The organism is Frigoribacterium sp. UYMn621 (assembly GCF_040549525.1).
Classification (GTDB): Bacteria; Actinomycetota; Actinomycetes; order Actinomycetales; family Microbacteriaceae; genus Lacisediminihabitans.
Genome location: NZ_JBEPTM010000002.1, coordinates 433,153 through 455,634 on the forward strand (window position 1 = coordinate 433,153; position 22,482 = coordinate 455,634).

The following is a 22,482-nucleotide window of genomic DNA, read 5'->3' on the forward strand; positions in this document are numbered from 1 at the left end:
GACTACTTCTGCTTCGCGATCGTGTCGATCTTCGACGCAGCATCCGTGAGGGCGCTCTTCACATCTCCGTTGCCGGTGACCACCGTTTTGGTCCAGGCGTCACGGAAGGTCTGAAGCATCTCGACGGTGTTCGGTCCCGGGGGAACCTCGACGGTGCGGGAGGCCTGATCACCGAAGGCCTTGTAGGCCGGGTTCTTGGCGAAGTAGTCGGCGTAGGTGGCCTGCAGGTCGCTGCGGAGCGGCATCTGTCCCGTGATTTCGAGCAGCTTCTGGTCTTGCGCCTTGCTGGTCGAGAACTTGAGAACATCCCACGCCGTGCCCTGGTTCTTACAGGCGGAGTAGAGGCCGATGTTCTTTGCGTCGCTGAAGGTCCACGTCTTGTCAGCCGCGATCCCCTCCTTGGTCGGAACCGGAACGGAGCCCCAGTTCACGTCCTTATAGACCGAGACGGCCCATGGGCCGACGATGGCCATGGCCGAGTTGCCAGAGGCGAACGAGTCTCCCGTGTACTGCTCCGGGCTCGACAGCTTGTCTTTGTACATCGTCTGCCAGAAGTCGGCGACGTCGAAGCCGTCCTGGGTGGCGAAGGTCGCCTTGTTGTCCGCCACGATCTGCTTCCCGCCCGTGGCCGCGGCGTAGAGCGGATAGAAGTCGAACTGGCTCTGAAAGAACTCGCTCGTGGGTGCCGGCTGGATCGCGACCTTGGCGACACCCGCCGCGACGAGCTTCTTCGAGGTATCGATGAAGTCGGCGTAGGTCGAGAGCTTCGGGTTCTCGGGGTCCAGCCCCGCCTTGGCGAACATGTCCTTGTTGTAGAAGATCACGACGGGGTTCGACTTCCACGGCATCTGGAAGTAGTCACCGGAGGTGTTCTTGTACTGGTCGGCGACTTTGCCACTGCGAGCCTCGATGTACGACGCGCCATCCGAGATCTTGGAGATGTCGACGAGGCCGCCCTGCTTCTCGAATTGGCCGACGGCGGAGGGAGCCGTGTTGTAGATCAGGCAGGGAGCGTTTCCGGCCGCAATGGCGGCTCCGATCACCTCTTCGCTGCTCTTTCCGGCCGGGATCTCCTGGCCCTTGACCTGTTCCTTCGGGTGGTCAGCGTTCCAGGCGGCAACCATCTGCTTGCCCCAGGCCACCTCCTGCTCGTTGTTCGAGTACCAGATCGTGATCGGGCCCTTGCCAGTGGTCGAGGTGGTTCCGGCGCCGCTGCTGCAGGCAGTGAGGGCGAGCGCGCCGGCGAGCACGGTGGCGGCGATAACTGTTCTTCTTTGCACAGTCTTTCCTTTTCTTCGTGCGGCTAGGGAGCCGCGGTGGGGGGTGGCGTGGTCGGAGCGACAGCGCTGGATTCGCGAATGACGAGTCGTGCCGGCGGAAGTTCTATGTCGTCGACCGTCTCGCCGGCGATCACTCGCAGCAGCAGTCCGGCGGCTTGGCGACCCCATTCCTGCACCGTGGTGGTAACCGTGGTGAGTGAAGGGAAGAGGTGGGCGCCGATATCGCTTCCGTCGAATCCGGTAATGGAGAGATCGCGGGGAACGGAGAGGCCCGCCCGCGCGGCAACGCCAAGCCCGGCGATCGCCATCACATCGTTCGAATAGACGATCGCCGTCGGCCGGTCGGCGAGCGCGAAGAGCAGCTGGGTTGCGCGGGCCCCGCCGGCGGCAGTGAAGTCCGTCTCGATGATGAGCCCGCCGTCAAGGCCGTGCGAATGCATGGTCTCCGTGAACGACAGGCTCCGGCGCACGCCGTGCAGCATGCGTGAGGGTCCGGCGACGTGTGCGATCCGACGGTGTCCGAGAGCGATGAGGTGCTCCACCGCGGCGACGATGCCCGGTGTGTCTTCGACGTTCACCGAGGGGAGATCGGACGGGACATCCGGATGACCGATGGTGATCGCCGTGAGCCCGAGACGTGCGACGAGCGCGATGCGGGAGTCGTCGCGACGGAGGTCGGTGAGGATCACGCCGTCGACACGGTCGTGATCGGCGAGTTGGCGATAGCTGGCTTCCTCGTCGGCTTCGCTGCCGACGACGCTCAGCACGAGTGCCTGTCCCGCTGGCGCCAGGGCGGATTCGATTCCCGAGATGAAGGCAGGGAAGAACGGATCGCCCGACATCACCTCGGGATCGCGGGCGATCACCAGGCCGAGCGCGAACGATCGATCCGTGCTGAGCGAGCGTGCCCGCACGCTGGGGCGCCATCCGAGCTCGTCGGCGACAAGGAGGATGCGATCACGGGTCTCCGGCGAAACCCCCGGACGATCGTTGAGCGCGAAGGAAACCAGGCCCTTGCTCACCCCGGCGGCACGGGCGACATCCGTGATCGTTGCGCGCTGTTTCGCCATGAGTACTCCACCCTGAGTGTTCGTGTAGCCGGCAGTGTTCTGAACCGGTGTCGTTTCGCGCCAGTAGATGCTGGCCGCGCTTCGGCCACCGGCAGTCGTCTGAACCGGTGGCGCCTGGATCTGGGTCGTGCGCGTCGTGCTACTTCGTGCGCGGTGCGGGTCGAATCGCATCGCCCGGCTGCCTTCTGAACCGGTTTAGTCAACCTAAGCCCGATCACCGGAGAAAGCAACCCCTTTTGTGCAGATCGGGTGGCCCACGGATCCGCCATGTCCGTGCTCACCACTCACCCGCGCGTCCCAAGGCTCGCCGGCGCTAGCGCGTGACCACCGCGAATCCTCCCCCTCGCGGGGGATTCCGCTCCGCGCAGCGCGGACTAGCGTTGTCGGAGTGACCGAATCGTCGAGCGCCCGCCGCTGGCGCGACAGCCCTGGCGACGTCGACCGGGACTGGGTTCGCCCGGAGCCCGGACGCCGGGAGTACGTGCGGGATGCCGTGCTGGCCGCGGTGATGCTCGGGGCCACCGCGCTGAGCGTGCTGCTCTCCCAGAGCTCGGGCTTCTACGAGCATCCGTCCGCGATCTGGATCAGCGCGCTCTACGTCGTCGTGTGCACGGCTCCGTTGGCGTTGCGGCGTCGCTGGCCGGAGGCGGTCGCCGTCGTGGTGGGTGCCGTCTTCGTGGTCGCGCAGATCCTTTCCGTTCCGGAGACGCTCTTCGCCAACATCTCCCTGTTCATCGCCCTGTACTCGGTGGGGGCCTGGGGTCGTCATCGGGCGCGCGCGACGATCGTGCGCGTGCTGATCGTCATCGGGATGTTCGTCTGGCTTTTCATCGCGCTCGTCGCGCATGCCTCCGCCCCCGGCTCCTTCTCGAACATCGCCCGCAGCAGCGCGATCTCCCCGATCGTCGCCATCGGCCTGCTGCAGATAGTGACCAACCTGCTCTACTTCGGCGGCGCCTTCTACTTCGGCGATCGAGCCTGGGCCGCGGCGCGCGAGCGGTCGGCACTCGTTGCCCGCACGGCGGAGCTCGCCGCCGAACGCGAGATCAATGCGCAGCGGGCGGTGTCGCTCGAACGCGTGCGGATCGCCAGGGACCTGCACGACATCGTCGCCCACCACGTGTCCGTGATGGGCGTGCAGGCGGGGGCGGCCCGACGGGTCGTCGATTCCGATCCGGCGGGAGCCGCGGCATCCCTCCGTTCAATCGAATCGAGCGCTCGCACCGCCGTCGCAGAGCTCCACCGGATGCTCACGACGCTGCGGGACGATGAGCACCCGGCCGGGGATGCCCCGAGCACCCGCGGTCTCGATCAGCTCTCCACCCTCGTCGGCGATGCCCGCGGAGCGGGCGTCACGATCCTCTCGCGCACGATCGGCACCGAGCGTCCGGTGCCGCCCACCGTGGGAGCGACCCTCTACCGGATCGCGCAGGAAGCCATCACGAACACCATCAAGCACGCCGGTCCGGGGGCCGAGATCGACCTCCGATTGCGGTATCTCGACGACGCCGTCGAGCTCGAATTGGGGGATACCGGCACCGGCTCTACCGTCGCCGCCTCTGGCTCGGGCCACGGCCACCTCGGGATGCGAGAGCGGGTGGATGCCGTCGGCGGCACCATCCAGATCGGCCCGCGCGCCCGGGGCGGCTACCTCGTGCGCGCGCACATCCCCACCGGGGAGGCGGGCTGATGGCCGACCTTCGCGTGCTCATCGTCGACGACCAGGACCTGGTGCGGGCGGGGTTCTCGGTGATCCTGCAGAGCGAGCCCGGCATCACGGTCGTCGGCGAGGCCAGGAACGGGCAAGAAGCGCTGGCGCGGATTCTCGAACTGCGCCCCGACGTGGTCTGCATGGACGTGCAGATGCCCGTCATGGACGGTCTCGAAGCCACTCGCCGGATCGCCGTCCAGGCCCCGGAAACCGGCGTGCTCATCCTCACCACCTTCGATCGGGACGACTACCTCTTCGATGCGCTCACCGCCGGAGCGAGCGGCTTCCTGCTGAAGAATTCGACGCCGGAGAAGCTCATCGAAGCGGTGCAGACCATCGGCCGCGGCGATGCTCTGCTGGCGCCGGATGTCACGCGGCGGGTGATCGAGCGTTGCGCCGGGCGGTCCCCGATCGCGCCGACGGCGAGCCCAGCGCTCGACGAGCTGAGCGGGCGGGAGCGCGAAGTCCTCGGCCTGCTCGCGCGGGGTATGAGCAACTCCGAGATCGCGCGCACCCTCTACGTCGGGGAGGCGACGGTCAAGTCCCATGTCTCGAAGGTGCTGCAGAAGCTCGGCCTGCGGGATCGGGTGCACGCCGTGGTATTCGCCTACGAGAACGGCATCGTGGCGCGCAGCTGAGCCTCCCCCGTGGGGTGGAGCGGGAATCCCCCCGCGAGGCGGATGCCCCGTGCCGCGCCACCTCCTACGGTTGAGACCAGACACGAGGGAGCACGATGCTACAGGTAGACAGGGTGACCAAGACATACGGCGATCGAGCCGCGCTCAACGAGGTGAGTTTCACCGTCGGTGACGGCCGCATCACCGGATTCGTCGGGGGAAACGGTGCCGGCAAGACGACGACGATGCGGATCATCCTCGGCGTGCTGTCCGCCGATTCCGGCTCGGTGAGCCTAGGCGGGTCGACGCTCAGCGGCGATGACCGGCGAATCTTCGGGTACATGCCGGAAGAACGTGGGCTCTACCCGAAGATGAAGGTGGCCGAGCAGATCGCCTACTTCGGTCGGCTGCACGGCATGACCGCTCGTGATGCAGCGGCAAGCACGACCCGTCTGCTCGACCGGCTCGAACTCGGCGCGAGGGCGAACGACACCGTCGATGCCCTGTCCCTCGGCAACCAGCAGCGCGCACAGATCGCCGCCGCTCTCGTCCACCAGCCCGAAGTGCTCATTCTCGACGAGCCGTTCTCCGGCCTCGATCCCATGGGCGTCGACTCCGTGCTCGGGGTGCTGCGAGATGCCGCCTCCGACGGTGCCCCCGTGCTGTTCTCCAGCCACCAGCTCGACCTCGTCGAACGCCTGTGCGACGATCTGGTGATCATCGCCAACGGCGAGATCCGGGCGAGCGGTTCGCGGGAGCAGCTGCAACGCGAGCACGGTCACGACCGCTACCAGCTCGATGTCGACGGGGATCTCGGCTGGCTGCGCGAGGTGCCCGGAATCACCGTCGTCGACTTCGACGGCGGTCACGCCCTCTTCGAGGCAGCGGATGCCGCAGCCGCCCAGTCCGTGCTGAAGCGCGCGGTCGCGGATGGCTCCGTGCAGCGATTCGCCCCGCAACATCCATCCCTCGCCCAGATCTTCCGGGAGGTCATCCAGTGAGCACCATCGCCCCCTCATTCCTGCAGAGCACTCTTCTCGTGTCGAACCGCGAGATCACCATGCGACTGCGCAGCAAGGCCTTCCTCATCTCGACCGGCGTACTGCTGCTCGCGGTACTCGCCTCGATCGTGATCGGCAGCATCGTCAGCGCGAACGCCGAGCCGACCAAGATCGCCGTTCAGCGTTCGGTGGTCAACGCGCTGCCCGACCTCCCCCAGTTCGCGGTGACGGATGTCGACACTCGTGCCCAGGCGCAGAAACTGGTGCGCTCGGGGGCCGTGGAGGCGGCGATCGTGTCCAACTCCACGGTCTCGAAGCTCGGCATCACGGTGATCGGGCTCGATTCGCCGCCGACCGCGGTGATCGCGGCCGTCAGCGTGTCTCCGGACGTGAAGATCCTCGATACCTCGAAGAAGAATCCCCTGCTCATCTACCTCGTCGCCCTCGGCTTCGGGTTGGTGTTCTTCATGTCGGCTGTGACGTTCGGATCCACCATCGCGCAGAGTGTCGTGGAAGAGAAGGCGACGCGAGTGGTCGAGATCCTCATGTCGACGATCCCGGTGCGCACGCTGCTCGCCGGCAAGGTGCTCGGCAACAGCATCCTCGCCTTCGGCCAGATCGCGCTCATCGCGATCCTCGCCGGGGTGGGGTTGCTCGTCACCGGGCAGTCCACCCTGCTCGGAACACTCGGCCCGTCGATCATCTGGTTCGTGGTGTTCTTCGCCTTCGGGTTCGTGTTGCTCGCGGCGCTCTTTGCCGCAGCAGCATCCCTCGTCTCCCGCCAGGAGGACATGGCATCGGTCACCACCCCGGTCACGATGCTCGTGACGGTGCCCTACGTGCTCGTGATCGTCTTCAACGACAATCCCCTCGTGCTCGGCATCATGTCGTACGTGCCATTCTCCGCGCCGGTCGGCATGCCCATGCGCATCTTCCTTGGTACCGCCGAGTGGTGGGAACCGCTGCTCTCCCTGGCGATCCTCCTGGTCTCGACCGCCTTCGTCATCGCGATCGGCTCGCGCATCTACGAGAACTCGCTACTGCGCATGGGTGGCCGGGTGAAGCTGCGCGATGCGCTCGCGCGCTGACCGCGGCCGGGCGGGTTCGTGAATCCGGGCGTATGCGGACTCTCCGGGCTGGCACGCCGGCCCGGAGAGTCCGCCGACGCCCGCCTTCGGGCCGGAGCGCCGCCCCGGCCCGCACGCACAACTCGCAATGGCAGACTGGACCCATGACCACGCTTCACGACACGAACTACCGCGGATTCGCCTCTGACAACTACGCGGGAGCCCACCCCGAAGTGCTCGCCGCTATCGCCGACGCCAATGGCGGCCACCAGATCGCGTACGGCGAAGACGTCTACACGGCCCGCCTCCAGGAGGTCATCAAGGAACACTTCGGTGACCAGGCCGAAGCCTTCCCGGTCTTCAACGGCACCGGGGCGAATGTCACGGCCCTGACATCCGTTCTTCCCCGGTGGGGTGCCGTGATCGCCACCTCGACCGCGCACATCCACACGGATGAGAACGGCGCTCCCGAACGCATCAGCGGGCTCAAGCTGCTCACAGTTGCGACTCCCGACGGCAAGCTCACCCCGGAGCTCATCGATCGCGAGGCCTGGGGCTGGGGCGACGAGCACCGCGCGCAGCCGCTCGCGGTGAGCATCACGCAGACCACCGAACTCGGCACGCTCTACTCCGTGGCTGAGCTGCGGGCCATCGCCGACCACGTCCACTCCAAGGGGATGGTGTTGCACATGGACGGTGCGCGCATCTCGAATGCCGCGGCGGCCCTTGACGTGCCGCTGCGGGACTTCACGACGGATGCGGGCGTCGACATCCTGAGCTTCGGCGGCACCAAGAACGGGCTGCTCTACGGCGAGGCGATCGTGCTGCTGAACCCGGATGTCTCGGACGGGCTCATCTTCCTCCGGAAGCTCAACATGCAGCTCGCGTCCAAGATGCGCTTCGTCTCCGCGCAGCTGATCGCCCTGCTGAGCGACGACCTCTATCGCCGCTCGGCGAGCCACGCCAATGTGATGGCAGCCCACCTCCGTCACTCTCTCGAGGACGCGATCGCCGACGGCCGCGTGAGCAACCTCTCGTTCAGCCAGGAGACGACCGCCAACGCGGTGTTCGCAGTGCTGCCGAACGAGTCATCCGACCGGCTGAAGCAGAAGTTCCGCTTCTACGACTGGGACCGGGCCGCGAACGAGGTGCGTTGGATGACCGCATTCGACACGACGGAAGCGGATGTCGACGCCTTCGTCGCCGCGATCGTGGAGGAGCTCGGCGCCTAGCCCGTCGGTCGAGTAGCGCCCTCACGAGAGCGCATCGAGACCACCGCTGGCGGTCTACGGGCGCAGCAGGACCTTCACTGCACGACGGTCATCCATGGCGTCGTAGGCCTCGGCGACCTCGGCGAGCGGAAGTTCGAGGTCGAAGACACGTCCGGGGGCGATCGCTCCGGAGAGCACCTCCGGCAGGAGTTCCTCAATGTAGTTGCGCACCGGAGCGACTCCGCCGGCGACGCCGATGTTCGCGCCGAAGAGGGAGCGGATCGGCAGCTCGGATCCGCCGTTCGGCACGCCGACGTAGCCGACCCTGCCTCCGGGGCGCGCAGAGCGGATCGCCTGGTCCATCGATTCCTTGGTGCCGACGCATTCGAGAACCCGGTCAGCTCCGATGCCGCCGAGCAGTTCCTTGATGCGAGCGACTCCCTCGTCGCCGCGTTCCTCGACGATGTCGGTGGCGCCGAACTCGGTCGCGAGCGCCTGCCGGTCGGCATGGCGCGACATGGCGATGATGCGGGTTGCCCCGAGTCGCTTGGCCGCGATGATCGCGCACAGCCCGACCGCGCCGTCTCCGACCACCACGACGGAGTCGCCGGCCGACACACCGGCGGAGAAGGCCGCGTGATGTCCCGTGCCCATGACGTCGGCGAGGGTGAGGAGTCCGGGGATCTGCTCGGGGCTGGGCTGCTCTGGCGTCGCGACGAGCGTGCCGTCCGCGTTCGGCACCCGCACGAACTCGCCCTGGGCTCCATCGACGAAGTCTCCGTTGCGGTCATCCGCTCCCCACCAGCCACCGGCGAGGCAGGAGGTGCTCACCCCGTTGAGGCAGTTCACGCAGGTCATGTCGCAGTGGTAAAAGGGGGCGATCACGAAGTCGCCGATGCGGATCCGAGACACGTCATCCCCGATCTCCGTGACGATTCCGACGAACTCGTGTCCGATGCGGTGAGGATGCTTCGTGGGGGTGACCCCCCGGTAGGGCCAGAGGTCGGAGCCGCAGACGCAGGCCGCGACGACCTTGACGATCGCGTCGGTGCCGGTGATGAGCTGGGGTTCGGCCACGTCTTCGAGTCGGATGTCCCGCTCGCCGTGGATCAGTGTTGCACGCATCCCCCCAGTTTATTCGCGTGCGGGGATGCTCCTGACCGAGGTCAGCGGGCGAGGGTGGCGGCGATCGCTGTGCCGATCGCCGACGAGAGCGTACGGGTCCAGGTCACAGTGAGGTGATCCTTGTCCCGATAGATGTTGGCGCCTCCCACCACGCTGAAGCAGGTCTTCGCGTCGCAATACTTGTCGGTGAAGTCGAGAAGCGTCGCCCCGCTCGCTGCGGCAGCGATAGCGATCGGATCCGTCGCACCGAGCACATCCTTTCGAGGTTCAGTACAGTCTTTCGGCGAGTTCAGGCGCAGGCACTTATTGGGGTCGCTGAGAAAGTCGGGGTTATCGACGAGGGCGACAATCGGAGCACCCTTTGCCTGCTTCCAGGCGTCGGAGAAGCCGGCGGCGATCGCGGATTTTCCCCCGCTCGTCACGTACGGGGTAGCGTGAAGCGCGGTCACGAAGATCGCGTCATACGGGGGCTGCTGTGCGAGCGTGGTCTTCAGGTTGCCGAGCCACTCGCTGCAGGAATCGATGAAGGACTGGCTCGGCCCCCCGATCGGGACGGTGTTCCACGGGCAGGCCCCCTTCAGGTACGTCGTGAGGGCCCAGCCGTTCTTGGTGGCGAGCGAGATCATCACTTCGATGTACTGGTACGCGTGACTGTCACCGATGAGGGCGACCCGGGGAGCGCCAGGCGCCTTCGAACCGAACGTGCACTCCTTGACCGCAGACTCGTTGAGCTGAACGAAGCAGTCGTCGTGCCCCGGCTTGTCGGCATTTCCGAAACCGGCACTCGGGATGACGGCCGCCGAGAGCTTGGGGTTCGTGCAGTCGGCGGATGCTTCGGCCCCGAAGCATGCCGGCGGATCCGCGCTGATCGCGCTGAGCTGGGCCGCGGCGGCCTGGTACTTCGGATTCTGCACGGCAAAGGTGCCCGCGACAAACAGGGTCGACACGAGCATCAGCACAGCCATGAACGCGTAGGTCGCTCTCGGAGGTCGCCGCACGAGCGCGCTCCAGGTGCGCGCCGGATCCTCGATGTACCGCTTCGTCAGCCAGCCGAGCACGAACGAGGCGAGCAGAAGCGCAATGCGGTTGATTCCGTCGAGTCCCCAGCCCGGGATGAAAGGGGCGATGACGATGAGCGGCCAGTGCCACAGGTACACCGAGTAGGAGATGTCTCCGATGAAGCGCGGCACCCGCCCGCCGAGCACGGATCCGATGTCCCACCAGCGTTCGGCTCGCGCGGAGACGATCACCGCGCCGGCTCCGAGCACCGGTATGAGGGCCGCCGTTCCCGGGAACGGCGTGGTCGGTCCGTATCGGTAGCTTGCGACGAGGATCACGATCAACCCGACGTAGCCGAGCACGTTGGGCCAGATCGAACCGCGCGGGCGCCACTTCGGAAGTAGCGCGAGGATGGCTCCCGCGCCGAACTCCCACACGCGGGTGAATGTCACAAAGAATGCTTCGGCCGGATTCGTCGCCGTATAGGCGAGTGAGACCACGAGCGAGATGACACTCACCGCGGCTACGAGGCCGATCATCGGCAACCAGCGTCGGCTCGCGAAGAACTTGGCGCCGAGCCAGGTCGCAAGCAACAGGAGCAGCGGCCAGAACACGTAGAACTGCTCTTCGAGAGACAGGGACCAGTAGTGCTGCGCAGCCGTCGCGTCGTGGGAGGAGAGGTAGTTCACCGAACCGATGGCGAGTGACCAGTTCTCAACGTAGAAGGTGCTCGCAATGATCTCTCTGAGCGAGTCGACAAGGCTCGAGAGCGGCAGGATGAACAGGGTCGCGAGCGTCGCGAAGATCAGCACCGTGATGGATGCAGGCAACAGGCGACGCACGCGCTTGGCCCAGAAGGCCGGCAGCGCGATGCGGCCGGTACGTTCGAGCTCCCGTGCGAGTTGCCCGGTGATCAGGAAGCCTGAGATCACGAAGAAGATGTCCACGCCGATATAGCCGCCCGAGAGGCGTCCGGGCCAGAAGTGGTAGAGCACGACGAGGATCACGGCGACCGCTCGAAGGCCCTGCACGTGCGGAAGGAAGTGCTTCGGCGTGGATTTCGACTGTTGAGTACGCTCGTGCGTCGATGAAGGGGACATCGCTGAACAGGCTAACAGGGCACACCTGCGTCCCTGTGCATCCGTCAATGGCGCGAACGAAGGTGCCGCGCCGTGCGGTGAGCAGCGCAGGCAGCGACACCTAGTCTTCGGCCGGCGCCTCCCCCTTGCGGATGCTGAGGGTGTCGTTGTCGGAGTCGAGGTCCACGATCACGAAGTCGCCATCGCTGATCTCCCCACTGAGCAGAGCCGTTGCGAGCTTGTCGTCGATCTCGTGCTGCATCAACCGGCGAAGCGGTCGTGCACCGTAGATCGGGTCGTACCCGCGCTCGGCGAGCCAGCTGCGCGCATCCGGAGTCACCGCGAGATCGAGTCGGCGATCCTGCAGGCGCCGGGTCAGCCTGTCGATGTACAGCTCCACGATCTGGGCGAGTTCGTCCTTCGAGAGCGCGCTGAAGATCACGATGTCGTCGAGACGGTTGAGGAACTCGGGCTTGAAGGCCTGGCGCACCATCGCGTTGACGGCGTCCTCCTTCGCGTCAGCGCTGAGGGTCGGGTCGACCAGATACTGGCTCCCCAGGTTGGAGGTGAGGATGAGGATCACGTTGCGGAAATCCACGGTGCGACCCTGGCCGTCGGTGAGCCGGCCGTCGTCGAGCACCTGGAGCAGCACGTCGAAGACTCCGCTGTGCGCCTTCTCTACCTCGTCGAGCAGCACCACCGAGTAGGGGCGCCGACGCACGGCCTCGGTGAGCTGGCCGCCCTGTTCGTAGCCGATGTAGCCGGGAGGGGCACCGAGGAGACGCGCGACGGAATGCCGCTCGCTGTACTCGCTCATGTCGATGCGCACCATCGCCTTCTCGTCATCGAAGAGGAACTCGGCGAGGGCCTTGGCGAGCTCGGTCTTGCCGACGCCGGTGGGACCGAGGAACAGGAACGAGCCGGTGGGCCGATCCGTGTCGGCGATCCCCGCGCGTGATCGTCGCACCGCATCCGACACCGCCCGCACCGCGGGCTTCTGGCCGACAAGCCGCTTGCCCAGTTCATTCTCGAGATTGAGCAGTTTGTCCGTCTCACCCTGCATGAGGCGACCGACCGGGATGCCCGTCCAGGCTGCGACGACGGCGGCGATGTCTTCCTCGGTCACCTGCTCGTTCACCATGCGCGGACCGGTGGTCTCCATGGATTCGGCCGCGGCGATGTCACGCTCGATCTTCTTGATCACTTCGTAGTCGAGGCGCGAGGCATCCTCGTAGCGCCCCTCGCGCATGGCGCGGTCGAGTTCTATACGCGCATCGTTGAGGCGCATTCTCAGGTCACCGACGCCCTGGAGCGACGCCTTCTCCGCGGTCCAGCGCGCATTGAGGCCGTCGAGCTTCTTCTGCATCTCGGCCATCTCGTCGCGGAGTTTCTGCAGGCGCGCCTTCGAGGCGGCATCCTTCTCCTTCTTGAGAGCGAGTTCTTCGAGCTTCATGCGGTCGATGGCGCGCTTGAGCTGATCGATCTCCACCGGGGAGGAGTCGATCTCCATCTTGAGCCGGCTGGCCGCCTCATCCACGAGGTCAATCGCCTTGTCAGGAAGCTGACGTCCGCTGATGTATCGATTGCTGAGGGATGCCGCGGCCACGAGAGCGGTGTCGGCGATGGCCACCTTGTGGTGCGCCTCATAGCGTTCCTTCAGCCCGCGCAGGATGGCGATGGTGTCTTCGACCGAGGGCTCGCCCACGAACACCTGCTGGAAACGGCGCTCGAGGGCGGCATCCTTCTCGATGTACTCGCGGTATTCGTCGAGAGTGGTGGCACCGATGAGGCGCAGTTCACCGCGCGCGAGCATCGGCTTCAGCATGTTGGAGGCCGCGACGGATCCCTCTCCGCCTCCCGCCCCCATAAGCGTGTGCAGTTCGTCGACGAAGGTGATGATCTCGCCGTCGGCGTCGTTGATCTCCTTGAGCACGGCCTTGAGCCGCTCCTCGAACTCGCCGCGGTATTTGGCTCCGGCCACGAGTGCGGCCAGGTCGAGGGAGACGAGCCGCTTGCCCTTGAGGGAGTCGGCGACGTCGCCGGCGATGATGCGCTGGGCGAGCCCCTCGACCACTGCCGTCTTTCCGACGCCGGGCTCACCGATGAGCACCGGGTTGTTCTTGGTGCGCCGGGTGAGCACCTGGCTCACGCGGCGGATCTCGGCGTCCCGCCCGATCACCGGGTCGAGTTTTCCGGTGCGCGCGATCGCCGTGAGGTCGACGCCGTACTTCTCGAGTGCGGTCTGCTGGTCTTCGTCGGTGGCGGGAGCACCCTGGAGGTTTGCCATTAGCGTTGCCTTTCCATGCCCGAGCCGGTGCTCGCGCTGTCTTCTGCGGGGATCGCGGTCACTCGTCGGCGAGACGAGGTGACCGTGAACTTGTTGTTGCGCACCACTTCGCGCGTGGAGCCGATCACCGACTCGAGGGTCGGCCGGTAGGCGAGGTGCGAGTTGTAGACCGTCCAGAGCTCTCCGCCGGGGCGGAGCACGCGCGCGGCGTCGCGGAACAGGCGGTCGGCAAGACCGGTGTGCACGGTCGCGCCCACATGGAACGGCGGGTTGAGCACGATGAGGTCGGCGCTCGCGTCGGGCTGCGATTTCAGGCCGTCATCGCGCACCACGGTGACGCGGTCGGCCAGCCCGTTCGCCTGCATGGTGGCGAGGGAGGATGCCACCGCCGCGGTTGACTGGTCGGTGGCGATCACGGAGAGGGAGGGTCGCGATCTCGCGAGCATCGCCGCGAGGATTCCGGTGCCGCTGCCGAGATCGATGGCGGTGGTCGCATCCGCCAGTGCGCCGTCGAGCACGGAGAGGAGCAACCGCGTGCCGAGGTCGAGTTTGGCGCCGGCGAAGACAGCGCCGTGAGCGCACACCCAGAGGCCGAGCTCGTCGTTGTACTCCCGCACCGGGAATTCGCTCGACGCGGCGAGGGGCTCCCTGGCGATGAGCACCCGTGACTTCTGGCGCGCAAGGGAGACATCCAGCCTGCCGAAGTGCTTCGTGAGCACCGAGTTCATCGTCAGCGAGAGGTGTTTGATGCGACCGCCGGCGAAGACGACGACGGAGGGATCCGCCCAGCGCGCGATCTCTCCGGCGATCTCATCGAGTTCGGCGAGCGAGCGCGGCACCTGCAGCAGCACGACCGTCGCGCCCGAGAGCAACTCCTGCCCGAGCGGCAGGCTCCTCAGCTCCTCGGTGATCCCCCGCGCATTGGCCGCCAGTGCCGCCTCTCCCACGAGGGCATCCTGGAACACCCGCACCGCGGTGGCTCCCCGGTTCGCGGCGGCGCCGATCGCCAGCGCCCCGTAGTGGTCGTTGATCACCACGACGGTGCCGGCGGGTGCCGCGGAGATGGCGTCGGACGCCTCGTCGAGAATCAGCCGGTCACTCGCATCCACCGCGAACAGATTGGGGGCCTCGACGTCGGGCCAGCGGCGCAGGCTGTCCAGGTCGACATCAGGCATGAGAACCCGTCCCAACGGCACCGGGGATGGCGGCGGCGGGACGCATCGCGTACGCCATCCACCACCAGCTCAACCAGCCGACCACGGCGTTGAGCGCAACGGAGAGTATGCCCGAGACCACCAGTACGGTCACCAGCGAGGGTCCGGCCGCCGACGAGTTCCAGTCGACTCCGCCGAGACCGACCCTCGTGACGATCCCGCCGATCCCCGAGACGACCCAGGATGCCACGATCCCGACGCCGACTCCGGCCCAGGTGACCGCCCAGGGGCGCCGCACCTGGTGCGCCGCGAGCACGCGACCGCTCAGCACGATCGCGACAGCCATCACCACGAGGCCGAGGATGCCGACGAGAACGAGCGGCACGATGAACGGGCGGAGATCCAGCCCGTCGAGCACTCGGACGATGCCGGAGTACCACTCGGCCGTCGACGAGCGTGCCGCGCGCACGATCAGCCCGATGAAGACCGCCAACAGGGCGATCCCGAGGCAGAGCGCGACCAGCGCGTAGCCGATGCTGAGCACGACGAAGCCCACGGCTCCCGCGATGGCGGCGCCGCGTTTCGCGCGGGGAGTCAGGGGCGGTCGCACCGCGCGGGGCACGGGCTGAGCGGGGTAGGCGGGCGGCGGCGAGACGGTCATCGTCGGATTCTCAATCGTGGTCGAGTGGTCGCCAGACCACGAGTTGGGTGTTGCGCTGCGCGCGGGTTCCCGCCCGCAGCGAGACGACTTCACCGGTTCCCCCGCCCGCGAAGACCCGGCTGCCCGGGCGCGAGAGGAGTTCGTCGGCGAGCGCATGCTCGAGTTCGCGAACGCGATCAGCGAGGGCCGCGACCTGGTTCTCGAGCTGCAGAATCCGCTTGATGCCCTCGAGACTCACTCCCTCGGTTCCGAGGCGCGCGATCTCGCGCAGCTGCATGACGTCCCGCATCGAATAGCGGCGCGACTGCCCGGAGGTGCGCTGGGGGATCACGAGCTCCAGACGGTCGTACTGGCGCAGCGTCTGCGGGTGCATCCCCGCGAGCTCGGCCGCGATCGCGATCGCGAAGACGGGATCGGTCGCTTCCATTGCTGTGCCTCTCCGCTCAGATCCGCGACTTGGCGATCAGGTCGGCGCGAGGATTCTCGTCGGGCTGCAGGGAGGCGAATTTCTCGAGAGCCTCGCGGGCATCCGTGGTCAGGTGAGATGGCACGGCCACCTGCACGGTCGCCAGCAGATCGCCGACGCCCTTGTCAGTGGTGACACCGCGCCCCTTGACGCGAAGCACGCGCCCGGATGGTGTTCCCGCGGCCACCCGCAGTTTCACCGGGTCGCCGCCGAGAGTCGGCACCTCGATGGTCGCTCCGAGGGTCGCCTCGGTGAAGGTGACGGGCACATCGACCCGCAGGTTGAGTCCGTCGCGTTCGAAGACCGGATGACGCCGCACGGTCACCGTCAGGGTCAGGTCACCGGCGGGCCCGCCGTCATAGCTCGGCTCACCCTTGCCCTTGAGGCGGATCTTCTGCCCGTCGCTCACGCCGGCCGGGATCTTCACGCTGATCGGCTTGCCCTCTGCGGGCTGCAGCTTCACCGTGTCGCCATTGATGGCGGTGAGGAAGTCGAGAGTGGTGCCCGCCGTCTGGTCGCGGCCCTTCGTCGGACCGCCGGCACCGCGGAAACCGCCCGAGGACTGGCCGAAGCCGCCCTGGCCGAACATGCCGCTGAAGATGTCGTCGAACCCGCCGGAGCCGCCGGAGCGCTGGCCGCCGCCCTGGCCGAACATGCCGCCGAAGACATCCTCGAAGCCCGCGCTCTGGCCGGGTGCTCCGGAGGTGAAGCGCGCACGGCCGGGGCCCATGGCCCGCATCTGGTCGTATTCCTTGCGCTGTTCGGCATCGGAGAGCACCGAGTTGGCCTCGCTGATCTCCTTGAACTTGGACTCCGCCGCGGCGTTTCCCGGGTTGGAGTCCGGGTGGTACTTGCGCGCGAGCTTGCGGTAGGCCTTCTTGAGGTCTGCCGCGGTGACATCTTTGGAGACGCCGAGAACGGCGTAGAAGTCCTTGTCGAACCAATCCTGGCTGGCCACAGGCGCCTCCTTTCATGCGATTTTGGTGGTCGAGCGGGCCGCCAGCGGCCGTGTCGAGACCCGGCGGATCTCGACACGGTCGCTGGCGCTCCCCACTCGATCAGCAGGGGTAGTGCTTCTATTCTGCGGGAACCGCGACTGCCACCTTTGCGGGGCGCAGCAGTCGTTCGCCGAGCTTGTAGCCCGGTGCGATCACGTCGGCGACGGTGTTGACCGTCACCCCCGGCGTCGGCAACTGCACGAGCGCCTCGTGCTGGTGAGGATCGAACACGTCGCCCTTCTCTCCGACAACGGTGAGCCCGAACTTCTCGAGGCTCGCGCGCAACTTGGCCACGATCACCACCATCGGCCCCTCGGTGAGGTCGCCGTGCGCTTCCGCCAGCGACAGGTCGTCGAACACGGGAAGTAGCGACTTCACCACTTCGGCGATGTTCGCCTCCCGGTTCGCCTCCCGGTCACGCTCGACGCGCTTACGGTAGTTGGCGAATTCGGCCTGCACACGCTTGAGATCGCCCAGGATCTCGGCGGCCGGATCCTTCGCAGTGCCCTGTTCCGCGGCACCCTTCGAACCGGCGTCGGTGTCTCCGGACAGGAAGGCGAGATCGTCGTCGGTGAACGAGGTCTCGACATCCGGTCCTTCGAAGCCCTCGGAGGCGCCGTTGTCCGGCTCCTCCGGATCGCCCTTGCCCTTGCCGGGCTTCGGATTCTTGTTGGCTGCCATCAGCGCTACTTCTTGCCCTTGGGCTTGGAGGAGTCGGGCTTGTCGGCGTCGGGCTCGTCTTCGACGACCTCGGCATCCACAATGTCCTCGTCGTCAGCGGCCGGTGCCTGCTCGCCCTCAGCGGTTCCCTTTGCCGAGGCAGCGGCCTGCTCCTGGGAGTAGATCGCCTCCCCGAGCTTCTGCTGGCTCTCGCTGAGCTTCTCGAAGGCGGTCTTCACGGCCGTCTCGTCTTCTCCGGCGAGGGCGCTCTTCAGGGCGTCGACGTCGGCCTGCACGTCTGACTTCACGTCATCCGGAAGCTTGTCGGCGTTGTCCTTGATGAGCTTGTCGGTCGAGTACGCGAGCTGCTCTGCGGTGTTGCGGGTCTCGGCGGTGGCGCGGCGTTCCTTGTCCTCCGCGGCGTGCTCCTCGGCCTCGCGCACCATGCGCTCGATGTCGTCCTTCGACAGCGACGAGCCACCGGTGATCGTCATCGACTGCTCCTTGCCGGTGCCCTTGTCCTTTGCGGACACGTGCACGATGCCGTTGGCGTCGATGTCGAAGGTCACCTCGACCTGCGGGATGCCGCGGGGCGCCGGTGCGATGCCCTGCAGCTCGAAGGTTCCGAGGTTCTTGTTGTCGCGGGTGAACTCGCGCTCGCCCTGGAACACCTGGATCGCCACGGACGGCTGGTTGTCGTCAGCGGTAGTGAAGGTCTCACTGCGCTTGGTGGGGATTGCGGTGTTGCGCTCGATGAGCTTGGTCATGATGCCACCCTTGGTCTCGATACCGAGGCTGAGGGGGGTGACGTCGATGAGCAGCACGTCCTTGCGCTCACCCTTCAGCACGCCGGCCTGGAGGGCGGCGCCGACGGCGACCACCTCATCCGGGTTGACGCCCTTGTTCGGATCCTTGCCACCGGTGAGCTTCTTGACGAGCTCGACGACGGCGGGCATGCGGGTCGATCCACCGACGAGCACCACGTGGGCGACATCCGCGACCTTGATTCCGGCCTCCTTGATGACGTCGGTGAAGGGCTTGCGGGTGCGCTCGAGCAGGTCGGCGGTGAGCTCTTCGAACTTGGCGCGCGTGAGCGTCTCGTCGAGGTTGGCCGGACCATTCTCGGTGAGGGAGAGGTAGGGCAGCTGGATGCTCGTACTCATGGAGCTCGAGAGTTCCTTCTTCGCCTGCTCAGAGGCCTCCTTGAGGCGCTGCTTGGCGATCTTGTCGCCGGAGACGTCGACACCGGTCGAGTCCTTGAAGCGCTTGATCAGGTAGTCGACGACGCGCTGGTCCCAGTCGTCTCCACCGAGGCGGTTGTCACCGGAGGTGGAGCGCACCTGGATGGTGGAGAAGTCGTCGTCCTTGCCCACTTCGAGCAGCGAGACGTCGAAAGTTCCGCCACCGAGGTCGAAGACCAGGATGAGCTCGTCTTCCTTGCCCTTGTCGAGACCGTAGGCGAGCGCGGCCGCGGTGGGCTCGTTGATGATGCGCAGCACGTTGAGTCCGGCGATCTCACCGGCCTCCTTGGTGGCCTGGCGCTCGGCGTCGTTGAAGTAGGCGGGCACGGTGACGACGGCGTCGGTCACGGCCTCGCCCAGGTACTGCTCGGCGTCGCGCTTCAGCTTGGCGAGGATGCGCGCGGAGATCTCCTGCGGGGTGTACTTCTTGCCATCGATGTCGACGGTCCAGTCGGTGCCCATGTGGCGCTTGACCGAAGAGATGGTGCGGTCGACGTTGGTGACGTTCTGGCGCTTCGCGGTCTCACCGACGAGCACCTCGCCATCCTTGGTGAACGCGACGACGGACGGCGTCGTACGGAATCCTTCGGCGTTCGTGATGACGGTGGGTTCTCCACCTTCGAGAACCGAGACGACGGAGTTCGTGGTTCCGAGGTCGATACCTACTGCTCGAGCCATATGCTCTTTCTCCTTGTGTGTGCGGTGCTTCGTGAGGTCTACTTCTAGATCTGGGGCGAGACTTGAGTCTCACGTACTCAAGTTTGAAACCTGCGCTTGGCTTTGTCAAGTCGAATTGTCAAAACTTGAGTCGATCTGGCTCAACTGTCAGTTTCGGGTCACGCGGCTCCGCCGCCGCACGAGCAGCTCTACCCGGGAAACAGGAGGCGGACCCTCAGAGAACGAGGTTCCGGATCCGGTATCCACCGCCCTCCCCCTGATGTTCTCCCTCGACCACTAACCTGTGCACATGACGGACAGCGCTCCTCTCCCTCCGACGGTTCCGAAGCCGGCCCGCACCGGCGCGATCGCCGTCGCCGGCCTCGACCTGCAGGAGGGCAAGAAGATCCCCCGCGGCTGGGTCGTCGCCTGGGCATTCTGGGACTGGGGAGGCGCCGCGTTCAACGCCGTCATCACGACCTTCGTCTTCACGGTCTACCTCACCTCCAGCTACTTCGTGGATCCGGCGATCGTCGCCGCCCGAGATGCGGAGAGCTCCCCCACCGGCGCCGCCCACCGCGCCTACACTGCAGCCGAGGCATCCCTCACCTCGAGCCTGGGCTTCGGACTGGCCATCGCGGGCGTCATCGTCGCCCTCATCGCGCCGGTGCTTGGGCAGCGGACGGATGCCTCGGGCCGACGCAAGCTCTGGCTCGCCATCAACACCGGGGTGGTCGTGGTGATGACCGCCCTCATGTTCTTCGTCGAGGGAAAGCCCGCGTTCTTCCTGCTCGGGGTGGGGCTCGTCTCGGTGGGAACGATCTTCTACGAGATCGCCACCGTCAACTACAACGCGATGCTCATCCAGGTCTCGACGCCCAGGACCGTCGGCAAGGTCTCGGGCCTCGGCTGGGGCGCGGGCTACCTCGGCGGCATCGTGCTGCTGCTGTTCGTCCTCCTCGGTCTGGTGGGGTTGACCGCCGACTCCGGCGGGTTCTTGGGCATTTCGCACGACGACGGGCTCAACATCCGTCTCATCGCGGTGATCGCGGCGCTCTGGACGCTCGCCTTCTCGCTGCCGATCCTCTTCACCGTGCCAGAGATCAGCCGCGAGAATCGTCGCGACAAGGTCGGATTCTTCGAGTCCTACGTCGTGCTGTTCCGCGACATCGCGAACCTCTGGCGCGAGAGCCGCAATACGGTGCTGTTCCTCATCTCGAGCGCGCTCTTCCGCGACGGCCTCGTCGGCGTGTTCACTTTCGGTGGCATCCTGGCGCAGGGCACCTTCGGGTTCTCCAGCAGCCAGGTGATCATCTTCGCCATCGCGGCCAATGTCGTCGCCGGGGTGAGCACCTTCATCTCCGGCCTCTTCGACGACAGGTTCGGTGCGAAGCCGGTGATCGTCGTTTCCCTCGTCGGGCTGATCCTCGCCGGGCTCGGTGTCTTCCTCGCCCACGACGGCGGCCAGGGCGCATTCTGGATCGGCGGACTGCTTCTCTGCCTCTTCGTCGGCCCGGCGCAGTCCGCGAGCCGCACCTTCCTCGCCCGGGTCACCCCCGCGGGCCGCGAGGGCGAGGTGTTCGGCCTCTACGCGACCACCGGTCGTGCGGTGAGCTTCCTCGCGCCCCTCCTGTTCTCCACCTTCGTCGCCGTCGCCGGGGCACAGTACTGGGGCATCCTCGGCATCGTGATCGTGCTGCTCGTGGGGCTGATCCTGCTGATCCCGGTGAAGGCGCGCTCCAACTAGGTTCTCGGCCGCAGATACCCTGAAGGCATGACCTCCACTGCCGACAAGGCCGCACTGCTCACCTCGCTGCACCTCCCGGGCGAACCGCTGATCGTCACCAACATCTGGGATGCCGTCACCGCTCGCACGGTGGCCGGCGCGAAGGGCGTCAGGGCCCTTGCGACCGCGAGCCATGCCGTCAGCTTCGCGCACGGGGTCGCGGACAACGAGGGGCTCACCGTGGAGCAGGCCCTCGAGGCCGCGCGCCTCATCACCGGTGCCGTGTCGATCCCGGTCTCGGTCGACTTCGAGAAGGGCTACGCAGCGGATGCCGCCGGCGTTCGAGACAACGTGGCGCGGTTGATCGAGGCCGGGGCCGCCGGCCTCAACATCGAGGACTCGCTGGGGTCGGCATCCGGTCCCCTCCGCGACCTGGAGAGCTCGGTCGCGCGCGTCGCTGCCGCCCGGGCCGCCGCCGACAGTGCCGGCGTTCCGCTCGCGATCAACGCGCGTGTCGATTCGCTGGTAAGCAACCCCGCCGATTGGGCCGGCGCCATGGAGCGGGCCAACCGCTACCTGGACGCGGGCGCCACCAGCATCTTCGTGCTCCGGCTGCCGACAGAGGGGCTCGTCGAGCGCGCCATCCGCGACGTCAACGGTCCGGTCTCGGTGATCTCCAACCCCACCTCGGTGTCGCTGAAGCGCCTGGCCGAGATCGGTGTCGCGCGCGTCAGCTTCGGCCCGGGAGTGCTCGGCCTCACCCTCGCGCACCTGCAGAAGGCCGCGACGACGCTCACCGCGCTGGGCGACTATCCCGAGGAGCTCGGCTTCGAGTACTGACAGTCCCGCGCCGGTCGAGTAGGGAGACCGGTGCCGGTCGAGTAGGAGCGCAGCGACGTGTCGAGACCCGTGCCGGTCGAGGGAGCCGCCGAGATTTCAGAGCGAGCCGCTCCCCGCAGCACCGAGCGGGCCGCCACTCCCAGTATCCTGTGCTCATGACCGATCAGCGCCCCCTCGGATTCTGGCTCAAGCTCGTCGACCGCCTGATCGACGATCGTTTCGCGGACACTCTCGAGGAGCACGGCGTCACCCGCCGGCAGTGGCAGCTGCTCAACGTGCTCTCGCGCGGACCGGCCACCGGCGCGCAGCTGGATGCCGCGCTTGCGCCGTTCCTGTCCGCGGTCGATGGCGAGACCGTGGCGGAGCATCTCGCCGAGCTCGTGGACAGCGGATGGATCACCGTCTCGCCGTCGGGATACTCCCTCGCCGACCCCGGCCGCACCGCCCTCGCTGCGCTCGCCTCGACCGTCGACAAGACCCGTGCGCTCACTGCCGACGGCATCTCCGAAGAGCGGTACGCCGAGGCTCTCGAGACACTCGAGCGGATGGCGCGAAACCTCGGGTGGACGGATCCGGTCCCCACTCCTCCTTCTGCTCCCGCCAATTAGGTGGCCCAGCGTCCGTCTCCGACG

19 protein-coding genes are annotated in these 22,482 nt (G+C 66.7%); 8 read left to right on the plus strand and 11 right to left on the minus strand.

Features of this window, described 5'->3' with window-relative positions:
• Positions 1 to 2: 2 nt before the first annotated feature.
• Both ABIB54_RS06165 and ABIB54_RS06170 read right to left on the minus strand, forming a co-directional pair.
• Positions 3 to 1,280, minus strand: a complete 1,278-nt coding sequence (locus ABIB54_RS06165; RefSeq protein WP_354574624.1) for an extracellular solute-binding protein — start codon at positions 1,278 to 1,280, stop codon at positions 3 to 5.
• A gap of 23 nt (positions 1,281 to 1,303) precedes the next feature.
• Positions 1,304 to 2,521, minus strand: a complete 1,218-nt coding sequence (locus ABIB54_RS06170) for a LacI family DNA-binding transcriptional regulator (RefSeq protein WP_354574625.1) — start codon at positions 2,519 to 2,521, stop codon at positions 1,304 to 1,306.
• Between the two features lie 217 nt (positions 2,522 to 2,738).
• Here ABIB54_RS06170 and ABIB54_RS06175 point away from each other — a divergent pair, with 217 nt between their 5' ends.
• The 5 genes from ABIB54_RS06175 to ABIB54_RS06195 all read left to right on the plus strand — a co-directional run bounded on the left by ABIB54_RS06175 (position 2,739) and on the right by ABIB54_RS06195 (position 7,978).
• Entirely contained in the window at positions 2,739 to 4,040 is a 1,302-nt protein-coding gene (locus ABIB54_RS06175) for a sensor histidine kinase (protein WP_354574626.1), read from the plus strand.
• Positions 4,040 to 4,699, plus strand: a complete 660-nt coding sequence (locus ABIB54_RS06180; RefSeq protein WP_354574627.1) for a response regulator — start codon at positions 4,040 to 4,042, stop codon at positions 4,697 to 4,699. Before ABIB54_RS06175 ends, ABIB54_RS06180 begins: the two co-directional genes overlap by 1 nt.
• A gap of 95 nt (positions 4,700 to 4,794) precedes the next feature.
• Positions 4,795 to 5,679 (plus strand): ABC transporter ATP-binding protein, encoded by an 885-nt coding sequence (locus tag ABIB54_RS06185; protein ID WP_354574628.1) that lies wholly within the window; start codon positions 4,795 to 4,797, stop codon positions 5,677 to 5,679.
• Positions 5,676 to 6,767 carry an ABC transporter permease gene (locus tag ABIB54_RS06190; protein WP_354574629.1) on the plus strand — a complete coding sequence of 364 codons (1,092 nt, stop codon included), beginning with the start codon at positions 5,676 to 5,678 and terminating at the stop codon, positions 6,765 to 6,767. The genes ABIB54_RS06185 and ABIB54_RS06190 overlap by 4 nt, the downstream gene beginning before the upstream one ends.
• Positions 6,768 to 6,910: 143 nt before the next feature.
• The gene (locus ABIB54_RS06195; RefSeq protein WP_354574630.1) at positions 6,911 to 7,978 is read left to right on the plus strand and encodes a threonine aldolase family protein; all 1,068 of its coding nucleotides are present in this window, start codon (positions 6,911 to 6,913) and stop codon (positions 7,976 to 7,978) included.
• Positions 7,979 to 8,032: 54 nt separating this feature from the next.
• On the opposite strand, the gene ABIB54_RS06200 is transcribed toward ABIB54_RS06195, so the two are convergent.
• The 9 genes from ABIB54_RS06200 to dnaK form a co-directional block, all read right to left on the minus strand.
• Positions 8,033 to 9,082: a zinc-dependent alcohol dehydrogenase family protein gene (locus ABIB54_RS06200; RefSeq protein WP_354574631.1), complete on the minus strand. Its 1,050-nt coding sequence runs from the start codon at positions 9,080 to 9,082 to the stop codon at positions 8,033 to 8,035.
• Between the two features lie 41 nt (positions 9,083 to 9,123).
• Positions 9,124 to 11,181, minus strand: a complete 2,058-nt coding sequence (locus ABIB54_RS06205) for an acyltransferase family protein (protein ID WP_354574632.1) — start codon at positions 11,179 to 11,181, stop codon at positions 9,124 to 9,126.
• Between the two features lie 100 nt (positions 11,182 to 11,281).
• The gene (locus tag ABIB54_RS06210) at positions 11,282 to 13,447 is read right to left on the minus strand and encodes an ATP-dependent Clp protease ATP-binding subunit (RefSeq protein ID WP_354574633.1); all 2,166 of its coding nucleotides are present in this window, start codon (positions 13,445 to 13,447) and stop codon (positions 11,282 to 11,284) included.
• Positions 13,447 to 14,622, minus strand: coding sequence for a class I SAM-dependent methyltransferase (locus ABIB54_RS06215; protein WP_354574634.1), 1,176 nt, complete (start codon positions 14,620 to 14,622; stop codon positions 13,447 to 13,449). The genes ABIB54_RS06210 and ABIB54_RS06215 overlap by 1 nt, the downstream gene beginning before the upstream one ends.
• Positions 14,615 to 15,262 carry a hypothetical protein gene (locus tag ABIB54_RS06220; protein ID WP_354574635.1) on the minus strand — a complete coding sequence of 216 codons (648 nt, stop codon included), beginning with the start codon at positions 15,260 to 15,262 and terminating at the stop codon, positions 14,615 to 14,617. Before ABIB54_RS06220 ends, ABIB54_RS06215 begins: the two co-directional genes overlap by 8 nt.
• Positions 15,263 to 15,272: 10 nt before the next feature.
• Positions 15,273 to 15,689, minus strand: coding sequence for a heat shock protein transcriptional repressor HspR (locus tag ABIB54_RS06225; RefSeq protein WP_354574636.1), 417 nt, complete (start codon positions 15,687 to 15,689; stop codon positions 15,273 to 15,275).
• Positions 15,690 to 15,705: 16 nt separating this feature from the next.
• Complete coding sequence (locus tag ABIB54_RS06230) at positions 15,706 to 16,686, minus strand: DnaJ C-terminal domain-containing protein (RefSeq protein WP_354574637.1); 981 nt, start codon at positions 16,684 to 16,686, stop codon at positions 15,706 to 15,708.
• A gap of 118 nt (positions 16,687 to 16,804) precedes the next feature.
• Positions 16,805 to 17,407, minus strand: coding sequence for a nucleotide exchange factor GrpE (locus ABIB54_RS06235; RefSeq protein ID WP_354574638.1), 603 nt, complete (start codon positions 17,405 to 17,407; stop codon positions 16,805 to 16,807).
• A 5-nt stretch (positions 17,408 to 17,412) separates the two neighbouring features.
• Positions 17,413 to 19,305: a molecular chaperone DnaK gene (dnaK, locus tag ABIB54_RS06240; protein WP_354574639.1), complete on the minus strand. Its 1,893-nt coding sequence runs from the start codon at positions 19,303 to 19,305 to the stop codon at positions 17,413 to 17,415.
• Between the two features lie 289 nt (positions 19,306 to 19,594).
• Here dnaK and ABIB54_RS06245 point away from each other — a divergent pair, with 289 nt between their 5' ends.
• The 3 genes from ABIB54_RS06245 to ABIB54_RS06255 all read left to right on the plus strand — a co-directional run bounded on the left by ABIB54_RS06245 (position 19,595) and on the right by ABIB54_RS06255 (position 22,458).
• Entirely contained in the window at positions 19,595 to 21,031 is a 1,437-nt protein-coding gene (locus ABIB54_RS06245) for an MFS transporter (RefSeq protein WP_354574640.1), read from the plus strand.
• A 27-nt stretch (positions 21,032 to 21,058) separates the two neighbouring features.
• On the plus strand, positions 21,059 to 21,850 hold the full coding sequence (locus tag ABIB54_RS06250; protein WP_354574641.1) for an isocitrate lyase/PEP mutase family protein: 792 nt from the start codon (positions 21,059 to 21,061) through the stop codon (positions 21,848 to 21,850).
• A gap of 155 nt (positions 21,851 to 22,005) precedes the next feature.
• The gene (locus tag ABIB54_RS06255; RefSeq protein ID WP_354574642.1) at positions 22,006 to 22,458 is read left to right on the plus strand and encodes a MarR family winged helix-turn-helix transcriptional regulator; all 453 of its coding nucleotides are present in this window, start codon (positions 22,006 to 22,008) and stop codon (positions 22,456 to 22,458) included.
• The last annotated feature ends 24 nt before the right edge of the window (positions 22,459 to 22,482 follow it).